Source organism: Mesonia sp. K4-1 (genome assembly GCF_008017825.1).
GTDB lineage: Bacteria > Bacteroidota > Bacteroidia > Flavobacteriales > Flavobacteriaceae > Mesonia.
In genome coordinates, this window is sequence record NZ_VRLS01000043.1 from 113,338 (window position 1) to 131,779 (window position 18,442).

The window sequence follows — 18,442 nt, forward strand, 5'->3', positions numbered from 1 at the left end:
TTTCTTAAAAAATTCTGTTAAGAACTATGTCGATATCAAGTAATAAAATACTAAAAACACCCAATACAATAATAAGTTTTAGCAAGTTATGCAAAAGTGTATATTGAAGTTTAGAAGTAGATTTCCATAAAAAAAAGAGAAAGGTAATGAGTAAAAAGTAAGCTATTAAAAAGTAATAATACATATAACCTATATGAAAATCTCTAAACAAGAGAAGTAGAGTAGGTATATAGGTAAGCATGACTAATGCAGTGGCAATTTTTTTTGTAAACCTAGCTCCATACACTACTGGAATAGTATGATATTCTTGCGTAAAGTCTCCTTTTAAATTCTCTAAATCTTTTACTAACTCCCTTATAGATATAATTAAAAATAAGTAGGTGGCATGAATGAAAATAATTAGATCAAAATTTAGATAGAAAACGAATACAACAAAAAATGGTGCTACAGCAAGAATAGAAGCCGTTAAATTACCTATAAAAGGATATTTTTTGAGCTTGTGAGAGTAAAACCATAAGAAAAAAATATACACCGAAAAGAACAATACCGCCTTAAAGGAAACATAACTAGCTAGTATAACCGATAAAAAATTGAGTGTAAAGTAAACCGAAAGTTTAGTTTTCTGACTGATATAATTATCTAAGAAAGTTTTTTGCGGTCTGTTAATTAAGTCTTTTTCGGTATCGTAAAAATTATTAATAATATATCCCGATGCAATCGCTAATGCGGAAGCAAAAACAATAATAAACAAATTAACATCAAATAAGACTTTGCCTAGTGGTTTATCTGGCGCTAAAATATAAATAGAGGTAAGGTATTGAGCCGCTATAATAACTAAAATATTATAGCCTCTAACTACAGAGAACAAACTTGCTAATTTTAGCAGCAGATGCTTGCTCTTTTGCGAAGACATTTATTGTATTTTAAAAATTGTAGACTACTTCTAATTTGTAATTCTTTAGAGCTTTTTGGGCTTTTTCTAAATCTTCGGTAAACCCTAAAATATAGCCACCGCCACCAGAACCACATAGTTTTAAGTAATAGGCATTGGTATCAATTCCTTCTTTCCAAAGCTTATGAAATTGCTTAGGAATCATAGGTTTAAAATTATCTAAAACCACGTGAGAAAGTTGTTTAATATTTCCGAAAAGAGATTTTACATCACCTTTTAAGAAATCGTCTACACAAGCATCGGTATGTTTTACAAATTTATTTTTGAGCATTTGCCTAAAGCCTTCTTGCTTCATATTTTCCATAAAGATATTTACCATAGGAGCAGTTTCTCCTACAATACCACTGTCCAATAGAAATACAGCACCTTTACCGTTTGTTGCTTGGGAAGGAATACCAGCAGCTTCAATATGATCTTTAGAATTAATAAGAATAGGTAAACTTAAGTAACTATTTAAAGGATCTAATCCAGAAGATTTACCGTGAAAAAATGATTCCATTTCTCCGAAAATAGTTTTTAAGCTTAAAAGTTTTTCGCGGGTTAAACTTTCTAAAACCGTAATTTTTTCTTTTGCGTATTTTTCATAGATCGCAGCAACTAATGCGCCACTACTCCCCACACCATAACCTTGAGGGATACTACTGTCAAAATACATTCCTTCTTCGATATCTTTTTCTAAAGCTCCAAAATCAAAAGTAACCAAGTTAGGTTTTTCTATAGCTAAATCTTTTAGGTATGCTGCAAATCGATTTAAATTTTGATTGGATTTTAAATGCTGTCCGCTAAGGGAATCACTAGTTTTTAAAGCTCCGTTATAAAAATTATAAGGAATTGATAAACCTTTTGAATCTTTTATAATACCGTATTCACCAAATAATAAAATCTTTGAATAAAATAGTGGTCCTTTCATAGTATCGATTTAATGCTTTAAAGCAAAATTCTTTTAATTATAATGGTTTTGCTCCGAAGCCTACCTCATCACAAATATACATTCCTTTTTGACAATAACCAACTAACTGATTCTTAATGAAATCTAAAACTTTAGCTTTTTCATTCTCTGGGTATAAAACATGCACATTTGCGCCAGCATCTAAAGTAAAAGAGATTTTACTTTTATGTGTTTTTCTGTATTCCCAAATTTTATTAATAATCTCTAGCGTATTGGGTTTCATGAGTATAAAGTAAGGAGAGCTACTCATCATCATAGCGTGCAAAGACAAAGCTTCTTGCTCTACTATAAATATAAATTCATCTAAGTTTCCAAATTGCAAAACGGGTAATATTTTCTCTAAATTATTGTTGGCTTGTAAAAATCGCTGTTCAGCAAATGGATGATTGTGCATTAAATTATGTCCAACCGTACTGCTTACTTGTTTTTCTCCGCGATCTACCAATAAAATGGTGTCTTGATAGTTTTTAAAAACTTCATGAACCTTATCAGAAAATTCTACCCCGTATAAATTAGAACTTTCATTTACTGCGGTATGTTCTCCCCAAACTACTAAGTTTCCTTTAATACTTCTTGCGGCACTCCCAGAACCTAGACGAGCTAAAAATGAAGCTTTTTGATTAAAAAAATCATCCGTCATAGCGGAATTTGCTTGTCGTTCTAATGCTAATAAACATAAAGCTAAAGCGCTCATTCCGCTGGCAGAAGAAGCTATTCCACTACTATGCGGAAAAGAATTTTGGGTTTCAATTTTAAAGTGATAATCTTTGAGAAATGGAAGGTATTTTTCTATACGTTCAAAAAATTTCTCAATTTTAGGTTCAAAACTTTTGGTTCTATTTCCGTCAAGGTATACTTCAAAAGAAAATTTTTTAGAACTATTTTTCTTTTGGTAACTTAGATGTGTGGTGGTTTTACAATTAGAAAGCGTAAAACTAATCGAACTATTTTTAGGTAATTGTTCGCCGTATTTTCCCCAATATTTTACCAAAGCAATATTACTAGGAGATTCCCATTTTACTTCTCCTTTTTCTGGAAGTTGATAACTTTTAGATGGAATAAATTGCTGCTCTTGCATAACCGCATTTTTTGTGCAAATATAATCTTCATAAGTGCATTTTTAATGAGATTGTAAAAATAAATTTATAAATTACACTTGTCTAATCCTTTAGGTGATATGAGTAGTAAGCTAAAACATATTTCGATATCTATATTAGTCTGTTTGTTAATAGGATTTATAGGAGCTATTGTAACTCAATCTGGGTTTGATAATTGGTATTTAAATATTCAACGACCTACGTTTAAACCTCCAAGCTGGATATTTGGTCCCGTTTGGACCGTATTATATATCTTAATGGGAATAGCATTGGGGTTGGTATGGAATAAAGGCTTGCATCACGCTTGGGTTAAAACTGCTTTGTATCATTTTGGTTTTCTACTTTTACTCAACACAGCTTGGTCTATTGTTTTCTTTGGTTTTAAATTGCCTATACTAAGTTTACTTATTATTGTTTCCCTATTAATACTGGTAATTTTTACTATTAAATGGTTTAAAGTAGTTTCTCCATTTGCAGCCTATTTGTTAATTCCCTATTTAATTTGGTTAGCATTTATTACATTGCTTAACTATGAAATTTGGAGACTCAATTAAAAGAATATTATGAAAGAATGGTTTACGGCTTCGGCTACATCGTTGTATGTGATAATTTTGACAGCAATCGGAATTTATATTTGTACGATTGTCTATACTCGCTTAGCGGGTAAACGTAGCTTTTCAAAAATGTCTAGTTTTGATTTTGCTATGACGGTAGCCATCGGTTCTATTTTAGCAACAACCATATTATCAAAATCTACTTCATTATTGCAAGGTGCTGTAGGATTGGCTTCGGTATATGTGTTACAACTATTTGTCGCTTTATTAAGAAGAAATAAGCAATTCCAAAAATTAGTTGATAATAAGCCTGTATTGTTAATGGACGGACAAGAAATTTTACATGAGAATTTAAAAAAATCTCACGTTACCTTAGACGATTTAAAATCGAAACTTCGCGAAGCAAATGTATTAGAACTAAATCAGGTTAGAGCGGTGATATTTGAAGCTACAGGCGATATTGCAGTCCTTCATACGAAAGATGAAAATCAACAGATAGAGGGTTTTATTCTAGAAGATGTCAAGCGTTAATATTGCTGAAGAAATCAATAATTTGTTATGTTTCTTTGTTCTAATTTATTGGCAAAAATAGCAATGACAATTAATTGTAAAATATGATAAAGCATAATAGGTATTAGAAAAATACCAGCATTAGGCGAATTGCCAAATAGAATTTTTAGCATAACACTCCCGTGCACTAAAGATTTTTTAGAGCCACAAAACTTGGCTGTAATTTGATCTTCTCTAGAAAAATGTAATCTCTTAGAGATATAATTTACTAAATAATATACTGTAAAAAAGAGAATAGCTACTCCAGTTAGTATCGCCAAGAAATCCCAAACAGTTAATCCGTTAAAAATATTAGCTTTAAAGGAATGACTAAAACTGTTATATACAATAAGTACAATAACACTTTTATCAAAGATTGTAATTTTACTTTTGTATTTATTTATTAAAGCTTTGGTGAATTTATGCAATGCGAATCCTAAGAAAAGAGGAAGTAAAATTTGTATGCTAAGCTTTGCGATTACATCGTAAAAAGAAATACTTCCCTGAGCATCTTCCATAAAAAAACTTAGCCATAGCGGAGTTATCACCACACCAATAATTCCCGATAAACTAGCATTAAAAATAGCTGCAGGAATATTTCCTTTAGCCAATGAAACCATCACGACAGAAGATGATACTGTAGAAGGTAATGCTGCTAAAAATAAAAAAGCTAACCAATAGGTTTGGTTTTCTCCTTCTGTAACTAAAGGATAGAAAGTTAATACCAGTAAGGGGAAAATCACAAAAGTAGCCACTTGAATTAAGATGTGGAGTTTATAATTGCGCATACCAGTTTTAAGTTCGGCAGTAGATAATTTCAATCCGTAGAAGAAAAAAATAAAACCAATTCCCACATCGGTTATAATTGCTAGCGGTAAAACTTCAGAAAGTTGAGGAAAAACATAGCCTAAAAATATGGCGATAAATAAAGCTAGAATAAACAGGTGTTTTTTCATTACCTATTGCTTATTTCTCGAGCGGCTATAAAACTGCTTGTCCAAGCGTTTTGAAAATTAAATCCGCCTGTTATGGCATCTATATTGGTTACTTCGCCAGCAAAAAATAGGTTTTCGTGTAATTTGCTTTCCATGGTTTTAAAGTTAATTTCTTTCAATTCTACACCTCCAGCAGTTACAAATTCTTCTTTAAAAGTGCTTTTTCCTTGAATATGATAAACACCTTGTGTTAGTTCTTTTACTAAAGCTTGTAATTCTTTATGGCTTACTTCTGCCCAAATTCTATTTTCGGGAATACTGGCCACTACTAATTTTTGCCATAAACGTTTAGGTAGATCAAATTGGGCGTAGGTAGCCATTTGTTGTTTAGGATTTTGCTTTTTTAATTTTAAAAGTTGCTCTAATGTCGCTTCCGCGGAAGCGTAGCCAAGCCAGTTAATTTCTAACTGAAACTGATAGTTTTTCTCAAAAAGCCTTTGAGCTCCCCATGCCGAAAGTTTTAAAATTCCAGGTCCGCTAAACCCCCAATGCGTAATAAGTAAAGGACCCTCGCTTTCTAATTTTTCTCCAACCACCTTAACGGAAGCAAAAGTGCTAATTCCTGCTAAACCTTCTACACGAGAATCTCTGGTGTTAAAAGTAAATAAGGAAGGGACAGGACTTATAATTTGATGATTTAAATGCTGGAGTTGATTCCATATTTTTGGATTGCTACCTGTAGCAATAACCAGTTGTAGGGCTTGGTAATGGCTAGATTTACAAGTTATTTTCCATAATTCGCCTTCTTTTACAAAATCTTTTACGGGTTCTAATGTTTTTATTTTGATGTTTAAATCTTGGGTTCTTTGCAAGAAACAATCGATGATGGTTTGGGAAGAATCAGATACAGGGAACATTCTTCCATCTTCTTCAATTTTAAGTTCTACACCTTGTCTTTTGAACCATTCAATCGTATCTCCTGTCATAAATTGATGAAAGGGACCTAATAATTCACGTTCTCCTCTAGGGTAGTTTTTTACCAATTCTTGCGGAATAAACTCTGCATGAGTTACATTACAACGCCCTCCGCCAGAAATTTTTACTTTGGTAAGCACCTCCTTCCCACGTTCTAGAATTAGAATATTTTTGTTTGGGTTATGTTCGGCAATTTGAATGGCGGTAAAAAAGCCAGCTGCACCACCACCCACAATAATAACATCAAATACATTTCGCATACGACAAAGATAGAATGCTATTAAAAACAAAAAGAAAAGTTTTCACTTTTCTTTTTGTAGACAGTTTAAATTTTACCTCTTATTGAATGATCAATTTTGTAAAAGCTTTTTTCTTACTATTCTTAAATTCTAATAGGTAAAGCCCAGAAGATAAATCTGTGTTAATCTCATTAATGTTGTTTGTCAATGAAAATGTTTTTATCTTTTTTCCGTTAAGGTTATAGATCGTTAATTGTTGAAAGTTCTGTGTGTTTTCTATAGAAAAGTTTCCAAAAGAAGGATTGGGGTAAACATTAATTTGTAAAGTCTCGTTAGAAGAAGCACTAAAATCGGCACAATTAAAAGGCGTAAAAATTACTTCTCCTAGAGATGGGTCATCTGTTTGATGAAAAATATATGGTTCAACTGCATTAGCATCACTCAAGGTAATATCTTCTTCCCAGCAGTTGTAGACAGCCTGTATGGTATTATCGGTATTATTATAAAGCGCGTAAACAACTCCATTATTACCGTTTTCAGAAAAAATATTATTTCCAGGATCATTGAGAGTTCCTAAATCGATAGAAGCTTCTCCTATTAGGGTGATTCCCCAAAGGTTGTTTCTAATTTCATTATTTCTAGCAACAACTGTTTGAGTCTCTGCACTTGAATTTAAAGAAATACCACTACCGCCAGAAAAAGGAATGTTTTGAGTGTTGTTATTTTTAATAATATTGTTTCTTATGTAAGCAAAAGAATTTCCTCCAGCGATGGTTATTCCGTAACGGTTATCGGTAATAGTATTATCATCAAGTATAGCTCTTAATTCTCCACCCAAAAGATTGGCTACTGCAATTCCTCCAACTTGATCTAAAGAAGCATCGCCTAATATGGTATTGTTAGTTATTCTTAGGGTATCTAATCCGGTAGCCCCCATATTTATTTGTGGTCTATTTTGATTAGATTGATTATTTCCTTCTAAATAATTTCCTTTAATAGTTGCAGATACTGTTTGATTAGCTCCCGATGAAATCGCAGGCAGGTCATTAAAAATAAAATTATTGTTTTCTATAAGTGGAGATCCGTAAGATAAGGAAACCACAGCACCGGTAGCTACACCAGATACATTGTATGAGAAAAAACTTTCAGTTAAGGTAAAGTTAGGAGTAAGAACTCTTAGACCTCCACCATAGGTAATAGAGGTATTATTAATAAGAATATCGGCATTTTGTTCAAATCGAAAACCCTCGTAAGGAGCATTATTATCGACTGCTTTGATGACAATTTGATCATTTCCTGCATCGCAAGTAAAAGTACCTTCAATGGTAATTAAAATATCAGCAGCGATATTTAATGTCTCGGGAGTACTAATTGTAAAAGTATCGGTAGAAGCTATAATTAAATCTTCAGTTAAGGTATACTCCGTTCCGTTGTAGCTCAATGTACTCGGACTCAGATTTAAGATATCGTTCAAATCGTAATTTCCTCCATTATTTGGAGTAGTATAGCTTTGAGCTGAAACTATCAACGTACAAGCTAAAAAGAGAAATAGTGTTGTAATTTTTTTCATAGTATAGTTTTAATGATAAAATTACGATTTTCTCTGCATAACAAAAAAAGGAATGAGATTGACTCAAGAAGTAGAAAAGAGAAGTGGTTTCTATTCAATTAAGTAAGCAATTTAATTTTTTGATAATCTTTAGATAATCTACGCCTAAAATTACTCTATTAAGTTTACCGCATAACCTTTTTCATTTATGCGACTTTCTTTTAAAACACTTAGTTTTTTTTTGTCTTGCTTGCTTGTTATGCTATTTTTTGTCTTTTCTTCTTTTTCTGAAAAAACTGATTATCAGTATAAAAGCAATAGGTTTTGGGTTTATGCAGATGAGCTAAAAGCGTCTTTGGTACATTTAGATACGACTGCTAATGCTTATAAATTAAATAAAACAGAAATTGAAAATGTAAGGGCGGCAGTTAAATTGGCTCGATTTTCTTATAAAAAGATTGAGTTCTTCTTTGCTTTTTACCATCAGGAATATGTAAACGAACATATTAATGGAGCTCCTTTATTACATATAAAAAAATCGGGTATGCTGCCTGATGTTATTCAGCCGGAAGGCTTACAGGTATTAGATGAATTAGTTCACGAAGATGAGAAAGATTTAAACGCTAATCTAATCGCTACTAACAGTAGGAAACTTTTCAATGCTTATCAACTATTATATAAAGGTTTAAAAACAAAAACGATTGAACCCGAGAACGAAATTGCTGCTATGCGATTGGGGTTGGTTAGAATTTTTACATTGGGAGTTACGGGTTTTGATACTCCAGGTTCACTCAACGTTATAGAAGAAGCAAGAGTTTCAATGGAAGCTATGAATGCCTTTTTAAAAGATTTTTACCAGCATACCCCGTCAAAAGAATTGAAAGATGTAATCAATCTTTTTTCTAAATCTATTCACTACTTAAAACAACCTATTTCTTTTGAAGATTTTGATAGACTGGTGTTTTTAAAAGCCTATATTAATCCTTTATATCAAAAATTAGGAGAATTAGATGACAAAGAAGTTCCCGACTTTCTCTCTTATGTTTCTGCGTGGAATCCTAAGAGTGAATCTATATTTTCAGAAGATTTTCTCAACCCTTATTTCTTTACGGAATTAAAAAAAGAAGAAGACTTTAAAGCCTTAAATAGTCTAGGAGAGAAACTTTTTTATGATTCCGCATTAAGCGAGAATCGACAAATAAGTTGTGCTTCTTGCCATAATCCTAAGCTAGCGTTTACCGATGGACAGCCTAAATCTTTAAGTAATATAGAAGGGAACACGGTGTTAAGAAATTCTCCCACTTTACTTAATGCAGTTTATGCCGAACGGTTTTTCTATGACCTAAGAGCTTTTTCGTTAGAACAGCAAGCAGAGCATGTTATTTTTAATCCAGAAGAATTTAATACTGCTTATGATGCTATTTTAAAAAAATTGACAAATAATGGAGCATATGCTAGTAGTTTTGAAAAGGTTTTTGGTAAAGATCAAATTAATAGAGAAAACTTTTCTAAAGCTCTATCTTCTTATGTGCTTTCACTAACCAGTTTTGATAGTGAATTTGACGAATTTATAAATAATGAAAATGCTACATTATCAAAAGATATAAAAAATGGTTTTAATTTATTTATGGGAAAAGCCAATTGCGCTACCTGTCATTTTCCACCTACTTTTTCGGGTCTCGTACCTCCTTTTTATAGCGATTCTGAAAGTGAAATTTTGGGAGTTTTAAAAAATCCGAAAGAAAAAGAAATTTTGCTAGATACAGACGAAGGAAGGTGGCAAAATAGCATCTCTAACGAAAAAGCGTGGATCTATGAAAAATCATTTAAAACCACAACCGTGCGAAACACTGGACTAACAGCGCCATATTTTCATAATGGAGCCTATACTACTTTAGAGGAAGTTATTGATTTTTATAATGATGGTGGAGGAGAAGGGAAAGGCTTAAAAGTGATTAATCAAACCTTATCTCCAGATCCTTTAAATCTTTCAGATAAAGAAAAACAAGATTTAATAGCATTTATAAAATCTTTGAATGGGAAAGAAGCAGTAAAGTTAAATCAGTGATTTTGTGCAAACATCTGTTCTTAAGTTTTTTATAGAGAACTGCTTAACAGGGATTTTACATTCATAACTTTAATCTAAGGCTAACTTAACCTAGCTAACTTTTATATAAAATAAGCTTAAAGCGGAATTTGATCCTAGTAGAATTTCAACTTCTATTTTTATCTCGAAATAAAAAACCTCAAAATTTCTACCATGAAAAAAAATTCCTTTTTAATGTATTGTATGCTTTTTGCAGTTTGCTTGAGCTTACACGCAAACAACATTAACAATCCTCATATAGATGATGAGGAGTGTAACAATTCTTTTGCACTAGCAAATAATTCTATCGTTACCACGGGTAGCGTATGGTCTTATAATGATACTGGTGTAGATTTAGGTTCGACTTGGAAAGATACAAGTTATGATGCATCTGCTTGGGCAACAGGAAATGCTGCTTTTGGTTATAATGATGGTATCATAGCTACCACTTTAGATTTTGGTACAGACTCTAATAACAAGTATTCTACGTATTATTTACGTCACGAATTTCAGATTGTAGATGCTTCTATTTACGGAGACTTAATTTTAAACATCATGAAAGATGATGGGGTAGTAGTTTATCTTAACGGAGTTGAAGTTTCAAGGTTAAATATGCCAACAGGACCTATTACTTACAGTACTTATGCTAGTTCTACTGTTGGAGGGTCAAATGAAACTTCTTTTACTCCAGTAACCATCAGTAATACTTTACAAAATGGAACTAATGTATTAGCTGTAGAACTTCATCAAGCAGATGCAAGTAGCTCTGACCTTATTTTTGATATGGAATTAAATTTTGAAATTCCACCATTATCTCCTGCAAGTTTTCCTTTAGCCAAAGGTGCCATTTGGAATTATTTTGATGAAGGAACAAGCTTAGACAATACAGGATGGAATAATTTTCCTTACAATTATGATAACTGGTCTAGAGGTTATGCTACTTTAGGATATGGAGATGTTGTAGATACTGAAATCTCTTTTGGTCCCGATGCTAGTGATAAATTTATCACGACCTATTTTACAAGAGATATTAACATAGATCTTGCAGATTTAGAAAATATCGTAGAGTTTGGTTTAAAAAGAGATGATGGTGCAGTAGTTTATGTGAATGGTGTAGAAGTGATAAGAGACAATATGCCTCAAGGAACTATAGATTACCAAACACACTCGTCTAGTATTGTTAGTGGTGGAGATGAAAACACCTACTTTGTACATAATGTACCTAAGACTGCATTTCAAAATGGAGTAAATAGAATTGCGATAGAATTACATAACCGTGACGGATTTAGTTCAGATTTAGCTTTTGATATGTTTATTCAAAACGAATTTGTTTCAAATTTTGATTGTAGCAATCCGCATATAGGGTGTTTTACTTCTATAGTTCCTACCGCTCAACAAAGTCACATGATAATTCCACAAGAACACCGTTTTCAAATGATCTTTAAACAAGGTGATGCTTATATGGATGGTAGTGGTAATAATGTACCTGGAAATAATGACTTTACAGGGTATGTGCCTATTAATGGGAGTAGTGAATTAGGTTATGTAGCCGTAAATCATGAAACCACGCCAGGAGGGGTTTCTATATTGGATGTTAACTTTAACGATCAAACTTTATTATGGGAAGTAAGCAATACCCAAGCTGTAGATTTTAGTAGCAGCAATGTTGTAACTACCGTAAGAAATTGTTCTGGAGGTGTGACTCCTTGGGGAACTGTAGTTACCGCTGAAGAATCTACGAATACAGGAGATGTTAATAATGATGGTTATGAAGATGTAGGCTGGTTAGTTGAAATAAATCCTGCAACTGCAGAGGTGGTAGACTATGGAAATGGTCAAGAAAAGCTTTGGGCTATGGGAAGAATGAAGCATGAGAATGTGGTAGTAAGCGACGATTCTACAACAGCATATTATGGTGAAGATGGTGGTACAGATTGTGTGTACAAATATGTTATGGACACTCCTGGAGACCTATCTGCAGGTACTTTATATGTATTAGTTTTAGATGCACCGCTTGTAAATAATGACCCAACCTCTACAACCGCACAGTGGATTCAAGTACCAAACACAACCACTGCAGAAAGAAATAATGTAACCACGGCTGCAGCTGCTCTTGGCGGAACCAATTTTAACGGAGTTGAAGATTGTGAAATAAGTCCGCTTGACGGAAAAGTTTACTTCACTGCTAAAGGAAAAAGTAGAACCTATAGGTTTACAGACAACGGATCTACAGTTGCAGATTTTGAAACTTTTGTAGGAGGAATGAGTTATGAAATTTCATCTACACAAGGAAGTTATACAGAGCCTTGGGGAGGAGGAAATGATAACCTTACTTTTGATGATAAAGGAAACCTTTGGGTATTACAAGATGGTGGTAATAATTACATTTGGGTAGTGCGTCCAGATCATACACAAACGACACCCAATGTAGAGTTGTTTGCTTCTATGCCTGCAGGTTCTGAGCCAACAGGATTAACTTTTACTCCAGATTTTAAATATGGATTCTTTTCTGTACAACACCCAAGTGGATCTAATAGTGCTCAACAAGATGCTACTTTTAGTAATGTAACATTTAATGCTTCAGCAACAGTTGTATTTGCTTTAAATGAAAATTTAGGAGCCCAAACACCCGTAAGTGATTTTATGGCAGATGAAGTTCTAGTTGAAGAAGGTGATGTAGTTACTTTTACAGATCTTACTTCTAACAATCCAACGGCTTGGGAATGGACTTTTGAGGGTGGTACTCCAGCAACTTCTACAGATGAAAACCCAATGATTACATATGATACAGAAGGGATTTACTCGGTAACATTAAAGACAACTAATGTTGCAGGAAATAATGAAGTGATTAAAACTGATTATATCGTTGTAGAAGATGAACTAACTGCAGTAAATCATTTGAAAGATATCGTAAGTATTTATCCTAACCCAACACAAGGAAATGTATTTGTAGGAATAAATGATGTTTCAGGTCAGGATATAGAAATTCAGGTATTTGATCTTTTAGGAAGAAAAGTAACCGAAGTCAACGGAATGCAAACTACAGGAAGCAAGCAAGAGATAAGACTTGATTTTACTGAGTTTTCTAGCTCGGATCAATTGTATATCGTTGAGGTAAAAATTGGAAATAAAACAGCTAGATATAAAGTATTAAAATCTAACTAAAAATTTTTTTCAACCATGTTTATGGTAAGGATCGGTGCGAGGGCAAAGCATCGGTCCTTTTTTTCATTTAAAGATTATATGTATGAAATACTTTAAAAATACTTTGATAATTTGTTTGTTCTCTTGGGGATTTAGTTTGTGCTCACATTCTATTTACTCACAGAGTGCAAATCTGTTAAAAGATAAAGTTTATGATAAATTAGATGTCGCTGTAGCGGAAAAAAATGATGTGAAGAGTCTTAATTTAAGAGACCAACAATTGTTTTTTATTCCAGTAGATTTAATAGAATTTCAAGAATTAACGTTTTTAAATTTAATGCGAAATCATTTATCACATTGGGAGTCATCTCTTTTCGTACTAAAGAAACTCGAAACACTTAACTTAAAATTAAATTCCTTCCAGTACTTGCCTCAAGAAATAAGCGAACTAGATAATTTAAAATCACTAGATATAGCAGACAATTCTCTTACACTAATATCGAGATCTATAGGAAAACTAAAGAAATTACAATTTTTACATTTGTCTTCAAATTCATTAACGGCGTTGCCAGAAGAAATAGGTGATTGTAAAAGTTTAGAGGTGCTAGAATTGGCACACAATCAACTTAGTTATTTGCCGCAAAACATACAGGGATTAAAAAACTTGAAAACCTTAAAACTTGGTTTTAATCAGTTTCATGAATTTGATAGAGAATGGGCAGAGCTTAAGTCTTTACAGGAACTTAGCTTAGAACATAATAAATTAAAAAAATTACCAGAAGAGATTAAGCAATTACGTCATCTAAAAACTCTTATTTTAAATAATAATGAATTAACCGTATTACCAAAGGGCTTTTCAGAATTAAAATCGTTAGAAATGCTTATAATTTCTAACAATGATTTAGCGAAATTTCCAGAAAAACTTAGCGGTTTAAAAAATCTTCAAACATTAATAGCCGTGGGAAATTCTTTTAGTGATAGTGAAAAAGCAAGAGTTAAAGGGATGTTACCAGAGTGTAAAATTTATTTTTAATATTTAAAGGACTAGGTTTTTATTTGAATAAAATAAAAACCTAGCCCTTTTTTAAGAATACCTATACTTTCACATACAGTATTCAAGAAAGGTTTAATTAAACCTGTTTTGTTTATAAAATAAATAATATTCCAAGGTTGAAACTACTTCTATTACTTATCACTGAATCTCCACCATTCTCTTCGAATATATCAGTTAATCCAGATTGTCCATCATATTCTACAAAAAGCTTACTCTTTTCATTTAAGCTAAATTTGTAACCAATACCATAAGCTAGACCAAATTCAGTTGTATTAAAAGCTTCTTTAACGTCTATTTCTAATTCAGAGTCTTCAGCATTAATTAAAAAACCTGCGTAAGGTCCAAAATTTAAATACCAATTTCTTCTTGACCCAAAATGCCAATTGGCCATCACAGGAACAGTAATATAATTAAGTTTAAAGTCTGTAATAACAGTTACATCAGTATCTTCATTAGTAATAAAACCGTCAGCCCATCCTTTACTATCGTATATAATTTTCATTTTTACTCCCCATCTATCAGAAAAATAATATTCCCCTAAAGCTCCAACATTAAAAGCTACTCTGGATTTTAAATTATCTTGTCCATAAATGGTAGAAACATTAGCTAGGTTTAATCCTAAATGTCCCCCGAATTCAAAATCTCCCTTATCTTGTGCATTTATACTGAATAATGTAAATAAGCAAGTAGTAATAATTAGTAATTGTTTTTTCATAATTGATTTGGATAAAAAAGTTAGTATTTATTTTATAGATTCTCAAAATTGGGTCGATGTAGACTACGAAGTGCTAAAACAATCTAGATAATTATTTTCTTAAAAATTAAACCAGACAAATATGATTGATATCTATTTAGCAAGCAAGTAAAAATTTATGAATTTAATCTTTGTGTTTAGAGAGACTCACTTTGTTTTATTTGTAATGAGAAGTAGAATATAAATAATCGGAATAAGGAAAAAAACAAGTGGTATAAAATTATACCAAAATTTAACTCGCTCCGTATTTTCATTTACATATTGAATAGTCTCCCAAACTAACCAAGTAAAAGTAAATATACTTATTAGCTTTATAATTCTAATTATTTGGGTAGTGATTCTGTATTTGGCAGAAGCATTCTCTTCTGTTAAATTGTGTGAATAATTAAAAGTGTGAGGATATTTATTTAAAATTGTTAGAGCTATATATATGATAGTTGAGATAACAGGTAAGCTCAAAATATTAATTTTACGGCCAAAACTGTCTACATCTCCCGTTATATTATAGTGTATCGGGATGATTTCTGGAAGTTCCCAGTAGGAGACTAGGGTCAATAACCAAATCCCGACAATAGAGAGTAAGCAGATAGCTTCAAGCACCCAATCAATTAAAGTTAATTTTAAATTTGCTTTAGGTCTATTTGTTGTCAATTTTTTTTCTAGAATTAATTTGCTTCAGAATAATCACCTAATCTAATAGTTATTTATATTATTTTCTAAACTTAGAAATTTTCTTAAAAGGTACTTATCATTTTGGATGAGTTTTTTAGCTATTTCTACAATTGATTTAGCTTGTTTTATAAAACCATACTCATAATACATGCGAGCTAAGCCACTATAAACAATTCCTTTATCAACTTTGTAATCATTTTTTTATAAATATGTAAGTGGTAGTAAATAATATAGTATTTAATAACCTAATGAAAGTTAATAGAAATAAGCGAAATTTTGCATAATCATCAATAAAGTTAATTTATTTTAAAAATCCACTAATTATAAATAGTAATATTGTTATAATTCCTAAAGAAAGTATAAACTTAAAGTTAAACTACATTGTAATTAATTTCTATTATACGAATTGTTAAAATTGTAACTAATTAGGAATAATTAAACAGTTAAAAATAGATTTTTTTTAAATAATTTTGTTTAGTTTACAACACAGAGGTTGATAAGTTAATTAATTTACAACGGTCTAGGTTATGAAAAGTGTTAGTTTAGGAGTGACCAAATTAAGTAGATATAACAGAATTAAAATTTTCAAAATTTTATAGAATTAAGTGGAGAAACGAGTACTTATAGCTTGTTGTTATAAAGCTATGAGTATTTATTTAATTAAAACTCTCTTTATTATTGTATCTGTATCTAAATATATATGGAAAAAGTATACTTGGGGTTCCAATTTGATTTTTATATGATTGACTCCTTTATTTACTGGTAAATTCTTAAAAATCATTTGCCCTTGTGTATTAAATACCGTTAGAATTCCTTTTTGAGGGCTTTCTATAAATAAATCTTCAGTTGATGGATTTGGATAAATTTTTATCAATTCATTATCCACTAAATTTTCTTTATTAGACAATGTAGTATTATTTTCCTGTATGGACAGGTCTGCTGACCAAATGATATCGGCTAACCCATCATTATTCATATCGTTAGATTCGATTACACTAATAATAGTAGAAGGATCTTGAAAAAGAATAGGCGAACTAAAATTACCAAAACCATCATTAGTATATAAATAAAGATTAAAATTTTTAATGATAATAAAATCTAAGTCGTTATCATTATCAAAATCTTCAAAAGTACTTGATCTTATGTTTATAGCTGTAGGATCTATAATCTGAAGATTTGTAAAATTACCATTTCCATCGTTTTGCATCCATCTTATACCTGATGAGTTGTTATTCTCACTAAATAAATCTTTATCGCCATCACTGTCAATATCTACTAATCGTACGAGTAAATTAAAAGTACTGGGTATTTGATTACTTCGTACCATATCATAACTCAATATCCCGTTATTGTTTTTATATACAGAGATATTACTTCCACCTGTAATCACATCATTAAAACCATCGGCGTCAATATCATTAATAGTAATATCAAAAAAATCTTCTATCGGTCCTGGTATAGTTTGAGAAGAAAAACTGGCCATTCCATTATTGTAGTATACTTTAAAAGTTGTACCTCCAATAGCAACAATATCAAGATCGTTATCATTATCTATATCAGTTACCCCAATATCACTTTCAAAAAAATTAAATGTATCGAGTACTTGAGTAGAAAATGATAATGCAGTATTCATATATAGAGTTACAGAATTTGTAGCATCACCAATACTTACTATATCCAACCAGCTATTATTATCGAAATCTCCTACTGAAATATTAGTAATTTGGCTATTGCCTGTTGTAATTGTAACTTCTGGACCAAAATTGAGCCCTCCTTGATTTAAATAATAAGAAATGAGGCTAGTGGCAGAAAACTTTTTAGTGATTATAAGGTCGTTTAAATTATCATTGTTAAGATCGGCTGTAATAATATTAGTTATCGAACCTGTATTTGATTTAATCAGAAAAGGAGGTGCAAATTGGGAGTATATAGTGGATGGAAGTAGTAAAGTAATACTCACAACTAGATAAGCTGAAATTTTTGATGCATTCATTCTTTCAGTTTTATATGTCTTTCAAATCTACACATTAATATCTTAATTCTTTTATAAAAGTATTTTTGTGGATTCTTTCTACTTCGGTTAATTTCTTCTAAATTTTTATTTGTGCCACTTAATTATTTGGTTTGTATGTATATTTTTTACTTTATGTTTTTAGTATTTATGATGTCCCATACGAGAATTAATCTTTTAAAAAGTCTACTTCTTCCTTGACCCCTTTTCAGCAATAGCTGCGAGTCAAGATGTCATCAATTATTCAGTAAGAATCTTATATGTGTAATGTTGTCAATATTTTTTATAGAACTATAATTTCTATTTTTAATAGGGGTACATTAACAAGAGCAAATAATAAAAGTTATTTATTAGCAATCAAAAATTTTACAGAATAATAAATTTAGCTTTTAAAGATAATAACTAACTTTATTATTATCAACTTAAGCTTACTTATACAAAGGCAAATATTTAGAGATCTAATAGCATTTTTAATGCTCATTAACGTATTTCTTAAGGAATAGCTCCAATTCTGGTACATCGCATTCAAAACCCATATTTTCAGCTTGTTCAATCACTTCTTCACCAGACATATTCTTTTGACATTCAATATGCATCATCACGAAAGCTCCAGAGCGTTTTCCAGATTTACAATGAACCACTATTGGGGTGGGAAGGCTTTCAAGTTCTTGTCGAAAATTATCTACCATAGATTGTGAAAGGTTATCCTTAGAAACGCCAAAGTGTTTGTAATTCAGGTTATTATCATTAGCTAAAGTTTCTTCTTTTTTTGAAGAAACATTTTGTTCTTCGTCTTCAGTCTGTAAATTAATAACAGACTTAAAACCTTTATCAGCAAAAGTTTTAAAGCTGTTTTCATTTGGGTCAAATGTAGCAACTGATATGTTATCGTTTATTTTTTTTATATTCATTTCCATAATTT

15 protein-coding genes are annotated in these 18,442 nt (G+C 31.4%); 5 read left to right on the top strand and 10 right to left on the bottom strand.

The window, feature by feature from the left end:
* Positions 1-4 precede the first annotated feature (4 nt).
* From FT986_RS07475 to FT986_RS07485, 3 genes are read right to left on the bottom strand one after another with little or no spacing between them, the layout of a single operon-like run.
* Entirely contained in the window at positions 5-913 is a 909-nt protein-coding gene (locus FT986_RS07475; RefSeq protein WP_147864558.1) for a geranylgeranylglycerol-phosphate geranylgeranyltransferase, read from the bottom strand.
* Between the two features lie 10 nt (positions 914-923).
* Positions 924-1,862 (bottom strand): mevalonate kinase, encoded by a 939-nt coding sequence (locus FT986_RS07480; protein ID WP_147864559.1) that lies wholly within the window; start codon positions 1,860-1,862, stop codon positions 924-926.
* 37 nt (positions 1,863-1,899) lie between these two features.
* On the bottom strand, positions 1,900-2,979 hold the full coding sequence (locus FT986_RS07485; RefSeq protein WP_147864560.1) for a diphosphomevalonate/mevalonate 3,5-bisphosphate decarboxylase family protein: 1,080 nt from the start codon (positions 2,977-2,979) through the stop codon (positions 1,900-1,902).
* A gap of 99 nt (positions 2,980-3,078) precedes the next feature.
* Between FT986_RS07485 and FT986_RS07490 the strand changes: the two genes are divergently transcribed.
* Positions 3,079-3,552, top strand: a complete 474-nt coding sequence (locus FT986_RS07490) for a TspO/MBR family protein (protein WP_147864561.1) — start codon at positions 3,079-3,081, stop codon at positions 3,550-3,552.
* Positions 3,553-3,561: 9 nt separating this feature from the next.
* Positions 3,562-4,083, top strand: a complete 522-nt coding sequence (locus FT986_RS07495; protein ID WP_147864562.1) for a DUF421 domain-containing protein — start codon at positions 3,562-3,564, stop codon at positions 4,081-4,083.
* A gap of 14 nt (positions 4,084-4,097) precedes the next feature.
* Here FT986_RS07495 and FT986_RS07500 read toward each other — a convergent pair whose 3' ends face one another.
* The 3 genes from FT986_RS07500 to FT986_RS07510 all read right to left on the bottom strand — a co-directional run bounded on the left by FT986_RS07500 (position 4,098) and on the right by FT986_RS07510 (position 7,820).
* Positions 4,098-5,057, bottom strand: a complete 960-nt coding sequence (locus FT986_RS07500) for a bile acid:sodium symporter family protein (protein ID WP_147864563.1) — start codon at positions 5,055-5,057, stop codon at positions 4,098-4,100.
* Positions 5,057-6,271, bottom strand: a complete 1,215-nt coding sequence (locus tag FT986_RS07505; protein WP_147864564.1) for an NAD(P)/FAD-dependent oxidoreductase — start codon at positions 6,269-6,271, stop codon at positions 5,057-5,059. Before FT986_RS07505 ends, FT986_RS07500 begins: the two co-directional genes overlap by 1 nt.
* Positions 6,272-6,350: 79 nt before the next feature.
* Positions 6,351-7,820, bottom strand: a complete 1,470-nt coding sequence (locus FT986_RS07510) for a T9SS type A sorting domain-containing protein (RefSeq protein ID WP_147864565.1) — start codon at positions 7,818-7,820, stop codon at positions 6,351-6,353.
* Positions 7,821-8,058: 238 nt separating this feature from the next.
* Between FT986_RS07510 and FT986_RS07515 the strand changes: the two genes are divergently transcribed.
* The 3 genes from FT986_RS07515 (at position 8,059) to FT986_RS07525 (ending at position 14,062) form a co-directional block, all read left to right on the top strand.
* A complete protein-coding gene (locus FT986_RS07515; RefSeq protein ID WP_255505931.1) occupies positions 8,059-9,867 on the top strand; it encodes a cytochrome-c peroxidase in 1,809 nt (602 codons plus the stop codon).
* Positions 9,868-10,059: 192 nt separating this feature from the next.
* A complete protein-coding gene (locus FT986_RS07520; protein WP_147864567.1) occupies positions 10,060-13,050 on the top strand; it encodes an alkaline phosphatase PhoX in 2,991 nt (996 codons plus the stop codon).
* 82 nt (positions 13,051-13,132) lie between these two features.
* Entirely contained in the window at positions 13,133-14,062 is a 930-nt protein-coding gene (locus FT986_RS07525) for a leucine-rich repeat domain-containing protein (protein WP_147864568.1), read from the top strand.
* A gap of 112 nt (positions 14,063-14,174) precedes the next feature.
* Here FT986_RS07525 and FT986_RS07530 read toward each other — a convergent pair whose 3' ends face one another.
* From FT986_RS07530 to FT986_RS07545, 4 genes are all read right to left on the bottom strand, one after another.
* Entirely contained in the window at positions 14,175-14,798 is a 624-nt protein-coding gene (locus FT986_RS07530) for a porin family protein (protein WP_147864569.1), read from the bottom strand.
* A gap of 186 nt (positions 14,799-14,984) precedes the next feature.
* Positions 14,985-15,488 carry a DUF1648 domain-containing protein gene (locus FT986_RS07535; RefSeq protein ID WP_187248586.1) on the bottom strand — a complete coding sequence of 168 codons (504 nt, stop codon included), beginning with the start codon at positions 15,486-15,488 and terminating at the stop codon, positions 14,985-14,987.
* A gap of 673 nt (positions 15,489-16,161) precedes the next feature.
* Positions 16,162-17,502, bottom strand: coding sequence for a T9SS type A sorting domain-containing protein (locus FT986_RS07540; protein ID WP_147864571.1), 1,341 nt, complete (start codon positions 17,500-17,502; stop codon positions 16,162-16,164).
* A gap of 488 nt (positions 17,503-17,990) precedes the next feature.
* Entirely contained in the window at positions 17,991-18,437 is a 447-nt protein-coding gene (locus FT986_RS07545) for a beta-lactamase hydrolase domain-containing protein (protein ID WP_147864572.1), read from the bottom strand.
* Positions 18,438-18,442 lie beyond the last annotated feature (5 nt).

Bases quoted from the DNA above. Each gene is read 5' to 3' on its own strand.
- FT986_RS07475 (WP_147864558.1), bottom strand. From the start codon at position 913: ATGTCTTCGCAAAAGAGCAAGCATCTGCTGCTAAAATTAGCAAGTTTG.
- FT986_RS07480 (WP_147864559.1), bottom strand. From the start codon at position 1,862: ATGAAAGGACCACTATTTTATTCAAAGATTTTATTATTTGGTGAATAC.
- FT986_RS07485 (WP_147864560.1), bottom strand. From the start codon at position 2,979: ATGCAAGAGCAGCAATTTATTCCATCTAAAAGTTATCAACTTCCAGAA.
- FT986_RS07490 (WP_147864561.1), top strand. From the start codon at position 3,079: ATGAGTAGTAAGCTAAAACATATTTCGATATCTATATTAGTCTGTTTG.
- FT986_RS07495 (WP_147864562.1), top strand. From the start codon at position 3,562: ATGAAAGAATGGTTTACGGCTTCGGCTACATCGTTGTATGTGATAATT.
- FT986_RS07500 (WP_147864563.1), bottom strand. From the start codon at position 5,057: ATGAAAAAACACCTGTTTATTCTAGCTTTATTTATCGCCATATTTTTA.
- FT986_RS07505 (WP_147864564.1), bottom strand. From the start codon at position 6,271: ATGCGAAATGTATTTGATGTTATTATTGTGGGTGGTGGTGCAGCTGGC.
- FT986_RS07510 (WP_147864565.1), bottom strand. From the start codon at position 7,820: ATGAAAAAAATTACAACACTATTTCTCTTTTTAGCTTGTACGTTGATA.
- FT986_RS07515 (WP_255505931.1), top strand. From the start codon at position 8,059: ATGCTATTTTTTGTCTTTTCTTCTTTTTCTGAAAAAACTGATTATCAG.
- FT986_RS07520 (WP_147864567.1), top strand. From the start codon at position 10,060: ATGAAAAAAAATTCCTTTTTAATGTATTGTATGCTTTTTGCAGTTTGC.
- FT986_RS07525 (WP_147864568.1), top strand. From the start codon at position 13,133: ATGAAATACTTTAAAAATACTTTGATAATTTGTTTGTTCTCTTGGGGA.
- FT986_RS07530 (WP_147864569.1), bottom strand. From the start codon at position 14,798: ATGAAAAAACAATTACTAATTATTACTACTTGCTTATTTACATTATTC.
- FT986_RS07540 (WP_147864571.1), bottom strand. From the start codon at position 17,502: ATGAATGCATCAAAAATTTCAGCTTATCTAGTTGTGAGTATTACTTTA.
- FT986_RS07545 (WP_147864572.1), bottom strand. From the start codon at position 18,437: ATGGAAATGAATATAAAAAAAATAAACGATAACATATCAGTTGCTACA.